Source organism: Actinomadura sp. NPDC048032 (genome assembly GCF_040653175.1).
GTDB lineage: Bacteria > Actinomycetota > Actinomycetes > Streptosporangiales > Streptosporangiaceae > Spirillospora > Spirillospora verrucosospora.
This window is the reverse complement of the sequence record NZ_JBEZJP010000541.1, coordinates 1-4,597: the sequence shown is the minus strand read 5'-3', so window position 1 is coordinate 4,597 and position 4,597 is coordinate 1. Positions and strand designations below refer to the sequence as shown.

The 4,597-nt window shown below is 75.4% G+C and carries 6 protein-coding genes; 1 reads left to right on the top strand and 5 read right to left on the bottom strand.

Going from position 1 to position 4,597, the window contains the following annotated elements; all coding sequences use genetic code 11:
- On the bottom strand, positions 1 to 875 hold an 875-nt coding region (locus AB0C69_RS38470; RefSeq protein WP_360360918.1), incomplete at its 3' end, for a LysR family transcriptional regulator.
- Between the two features lie 73 nt (positions 876 to 948).
- Here AB0C69_RS38470 and AB0C69_RS38465 point away from each other — a divergent pair.
- Entirely contained in the window at positions 949 to 1,125 is a 177-nt protein-coding gene (locus tag AB0C69_RS38465; RefSeq protein WP_345177473.1) for a hypothetical protein, read from the top strand.
- Here the strand turns inward: AB0C69_RS38465 and AB0C69_RS38460 are convergent.
- From AB0C69_RS38460 to edd, 4 genes are all read right to left on the bottom strand, one after another.
- On the bottom strand, positions 1,098 to 1,487 hold the full coding sequence (locus tag AB0C69_RS38460) for a PPOX class F420-dependent oxidoreductase (protein WP_345177475.1): 390 nt from the start codon (positions 1,485 to 1,487) through the stop codon (positions 1,098 to 1,100). The genes AB0C69_RS38465 and AB0C69_RS38460 overlap by 28 nt on opposite strands.
- Before the next feature lie 52 nt (positions 1,488 to 1,539).
- The gene (gene eda / locus AB0C69_RS38455; protein ID WP_353832628.1) at positions 1,540 to 2,166 is read right to left on the bottom strand and encodes a bifunctional 4-hydroxy-2-oxoglutarate aldolase/2-dehydro-3-deoxy-phosphogluconate aldolase; all 627 of its coding nucleotides are present in this window, start codon (positions 2,164 to 2,166) and stop codon (positions 1,540 to 1,542) included.
- Positions 2,163 to 3,182 carry a glucokinase gene (gene glk / locus AB0C69_RS38450; RefSeq protein ID WP_360360913.1) on the bottom strand — a complete coding sequence of 340 codons (1,020 nt, stop codon included), beginning with the start codon at positions 3,180 to 3,182 and terminating at the stop codon, positions 2,163 to 2,165. Before glk ends, eda begins: the two co-directional genes overlap by 4 nt.
- Positions 3,179 to 4,597, bottom strand: a 1,419-nt coding sequence (gene edd / locus AB0C69_RS38445) for a phosphogluconate dehydratase (protein WP_360360910.1), incomplete at its 5' end; no start/stop codon positions are given. The genes edd and glk, both read right to left, overlap by 4 nt.

Sequence of the window (4,597 nt, the reverse complement as noted above, 5' to 3'; positions counted from 1 at the left end):
GCTGGACCTCGTCCAGGCGCTTCAGCAGGCCGGCGAGGAGCGCGTCCTTGTCGGCGAAGTGGTCGCCGCTTCGGGACGCCGTCCCCGATGAGCGGCACCCGCACGACCGGCTGGCCGGCCTGCCCGCCGGCCAGCCGCGGCACGAGGGACACCCCGAGGCCGTTGGCGACCAGGGCCCAGATCACCGACCAGGTCGTGACGTTGTGCGCGATCCGCGGCGTGAACCCGGCGGCGGCGCAGTAGGCCATGACCTGCTGGTGGTGGGCGCAGCCGTGGACGCTGATCCACGGCTCGCCCGCGGCGTCCTCCAGCCGGACGCGGTCGCGCAGCGCCAGCGGATGCCCCGCCGGGACGATGAGGTCGAGCGCCTCCTCCAGCAGCGGCTCGCGGTCGAAGCGCGGATCGCCCGCCGGCGGCGCGCCGGGGGTCGGCTCGATCACCGCGATGTCGGTCTCCCCCGCCGCGAGCAGCCCGACGGCCTCGTCGGTGTCGCACTCGCGGACCTCGACCGCGAGGTCCGGGTCGTCCCGCAGCAGGGCGCCGGCGGCGGGGGCGACGAGCCCCGAGACGGCCGTGGTGAACCCGCACATGCGCAGCGGCCCCGCCGCCCCGGCGCGGTGCGACTCCAGGTCGGCCAGGGCCTCCTCCCACCGGGCGAGGAGGCCGTCGGCGTGCCCGATCAGCAGGTGCGCGGCCGGGGTCAGCCGCACCCGGCGGCCCTGCGGCTCCAGCAGCGGCACCTTCAGCTCCCGCGCCAGCTCGCGCAGGTGGTGGGAGACCGCCGAGGGCGTCAGGTGCATCGCCTCCGCCGCGGACGTGACGGTCCCGTACTGGTGGACGAGCCTCAGCATGTGCAGCCGGCGCAGGTCGATCATGCAAGCATCTTGCACGGTTCCCTGCGGAAATCTGAAATGGACGGAAACGTTCGCCCCGCCGCAGACTGCTGCCATGAGCGAACCGACCACTCTCGTTTCCCGGCACCTCACCAGCGACGGCGTCGTCACCTGGACGCGCTGCGCCTGCGGGCGGCTGCGGATGGACCTCGTCCCGGCGGGCGGCGGGCGGGGCCTGGCCGCGGGCCCGTGCCCGCACCGCGGTCAGGACCCGTCGAGCGTGAGCTCGTAGTGCAGCGTCCGGTAGCCCTTCAGCTTGTGGGCCAGCGGCACCGCCACCCCCTGCAGGAGCGGGTGCTTGCGGGCGAGCAGCCGGCGGATCGGCCGCGCCTCCTGCTCGCTGAGCAGGCGGACGCGGCCGCGCGCCTCCGGGCCGGTGACCCGGCCCCGGAAGGTGCTCGGCGCGAGCTCCACCTCCGGATTGCGCGCCAGCCGCCTGGCCTTGAACGCCTTGTCGTAGGTGCGGAAGTAGGCGCGGTCGCCGCGGACGACGACGTTCACGGGCGTCCCGACCGGCGTCCCGTCCTTGCGGTAGCTGGTCAGCAGGACCGTGCGCTGCTTCTTCAGCTTCTCAAGCGTCGATGTGGTGTCCATACCCGGGAGACGGGAGCGCCGTCCCGGGATGTGACATCACCGCGCACCGAGGTCATCCCGTGCGGAGCGCCGCCGCCTCGGAGGCGAGCTTGCGGACGCGGTCCCAGTCGCCCTCGCGGACGGCGTCCGCGGGGGTGAGCCAGGAGCCGCCGACGCAGCCGACGTTGCCGAGCGCGAGGTACTCGGCGGCGTTGCGCAGGCCGATCCCGCCCGTGGGGCAGAACCGGATCTGCGGAAGCGGCCCGCCGAGCGCCTTCAGGTAGGCGGCGCCGCCCGCCGCCTCGGCCGGGAAGAACTTCATCGCCGTGATCCCGCCCTCCAGCAGGGCGATCGCCTCGGAGGCGGTCGCGACGCCCGGCAGGAACGGCAGGCCCGTCGCGACCATCGCCGCCTGGAGGCGGGACGTGCAGCCGGGGCTGACGAGGAACCTCGCCCCGGCGGCCGCCGAGCGCTCGGCGTCCTCGGGGCGCACGACGGTCCCCGCGCCCACCACGGCGTCCGGGACCTCGGCGGCGATCCGCGTGATCGCCGCCAGCGCTGACGGCGTGCGCAGCGTCACCTCGATCACGGGGAGGCCGCCCTCCACCAGGGCGCGGGCCAGCGGGACGGCGGCATCGGCGTCGTCCAGCACCACCACGGGGATGACGGGCGCGAGGTCGAACAGGTCTTCGGCGATCATGCGGGCTCCAGGTCGGGCAGGCTCTGCGCGAGCCGGGCGGCGGCGCCGACGAGGGCCGGGCCGGGATGGACGATGAGAGCGGTCGGGATGGCGCGCAGGTAGTCCTCGACGGGGGGCTTCCCCTCGAAACGGGCCCGGAACGCGCTGCCCCGCAGCACGTCCACGATCCGCGGCAGGATCCCGCCGCCGAGATAGACGCCGCCCCGCGCGCCGAGCGTGAGGGCGACGTTGCCCGCGTGCGACCCGAGCAGCGCGCAGAACATCTCCACGGCCTCGCGGCTCAGGGGGTCGTCGCGGTCCTCGCTGATCTGCCGCGGGGTCAGGTCCAGCGCGGGCCGGCCGTCGATCGCGGCGAGGTACCGGCGGATGCGGGCCAGCCCCGCCCCCGACAGCAGGTACTCGGCGGAGGCCGCGCCCTTCTCGGCGCGCAGCAGCCGCGCCACCAGGAGCTCGCGGTCGGTCGCGGCCGGGACGTCGACGTGGCCGCCCTCGCCGGGCAGGGGCACGGGGCCCGACGGCGTCCGGACGAGCCCGGCGACGCCGAGGCCCGTGCCGGGCCCGACCACCGCGAGGGGCGCGCCGGGGTCCGCGTCGCCCCGCCCGATGGGAACGAGGTCGTCGCCACCGAGGTGCGGCAGGGCCAGGGCGAGCGCCTCGAAGTCGTTGATGACGTCGAGATGCGCCAGGCCGAGATGGGCCCGCACCGCCTCCGGGTCGCCCTTGGGCCAGCCCGCGTTGGTCAGATGGAACGTGCCATTCACGACGGGGCCCGCCACGGCCAGGCACGCCGCCACCGGGCGCGCGCCGACCGCGTCGAGGTAGGCGGCCGCGGCCTCCGCGAGGCCCGGATAGTCGCGGGTCGGCAGCGCCCGGACCTCCGACAGGGCGCCGTCCGGGCCGTCGATCAGAGCGAACCGGGCGTTGGTGCCGCCCACGTCCGCGACCAGCCACTCGGCTCCGCTCAGCGATTCCTGTGAGGGTGCGAGCCCCCACTCCCCCCGGTCCGCTCCGCTCATGACGAGAAGACCCCCGCCCCGCGTTCGGCCGGGCCCACGGCGGCGCGGAACGACTGGAACAGCTCCCGCCCCGTGCCGTAGGTCTGGTCGGGCGGCCCCTCGGCGGGCGCGCGGGCGGCGAGCTCCTCGTCCGGGACGAGCACCTTCAGCACCCCGGCGTCCGCGTCGAGCCGGACGACGTCTCCGTCGCGGACGCGGGCGAGCGGACCTCCGGCGGCGGCCTCCGGCGACACGTGGATCGCGGCGGGCACCGCGCCGGACGCGCCGGACATGCGGCCGTCGGTCACCAGCGCGACGCGGTGCCCCCGGTCCTGGAGCACCGACAGCGGCGGGGTGAGCCGGTGCAGCTCCGGCATGCCGTTCGCGCGCGGCCCCTGGTTGCGGACGACCGCCACGACGTCGCGGTCCAGCTCTCCGGCGGCGAACGCCTCCTGGAGCGCCTCCTGCGAGTCGAACACCCGCGCGGGGGCCTCGATGGTCCGGTGCTCGGGCCTGACCGCCGACACCTTGACGACCGCCCGCCCGAGGTTGCCGCGCACGGTGTGCAGGCCGCCGTGCGTGTCGAACGGCTCGGCGGACGGGCGCAGGACCTCGGTGTCGCCGGAGACCCCGGGCGCCTCCCGCCACTCGACCTTGCCGCCGGCGAGCTCGGGGACGTTCCGGTAGGCCGCGAGGGTGTCGCCGCCGACCGTGCGCGCGTCCTCGTGCAGGAGCCCGGCGTCGATCAGCTCGCCGATGAGGAACGCGGTGCCGCCCGCCGCGTGGAAGTGGTTCACGTCGGCGGTGCCGTTCGGGTACAGGCGGGTGAGCAGCGGCGTGACCTTGGAAAGCTCGTCGAAGTCGTCCCAGGTCAGCTCGATGCCCGCCGCGGCGGCCATGGCCACCAGGTGCAGCGTGTGGTTGGTCGAGCCGCCCGTCGCGAGCAGCGCGACGACGCCGTTGACGAACGCGCGCTCGTCGAGCATCTCCCCGATCGGGGTGTAGCCCTCGCCCAGGTCCGTGATCTTGAGGATGCGCCGGCCCGCCGCCTCGGTGAGGCCGTCGCGCAGCTTCGTGCCCGGCGGGACGAAGCTGGCGCCCGGCAGGTGCAGGCCCATGACCTCCATGAGCAGCTGGTTGGAGTTGGCCGTCCCGTAGAAGGTGCAGGTGCCGGGCGAGTGGTAGGACGCGGCCTCGGCGGCGAGCAGCTGGTCGCGCCCGATCTCCCCCGCCGCGTACCGCTTGCGGACCTTGGCCTTCTCGGCGTTCGGCAGCCCCGAGGCCATCGGACCGGCGGGCACCAGGATCGCGGGCAGGTGCCCGAACGACAGGGCCCCGATCACCAGCCCCGGCACGATCTTGTCGCACACGCCGAGCAGCAGCGCGCCGTCGAACATGTCGTGCGACAGCGCCACGGCCGTCGCCATGGCCACCAC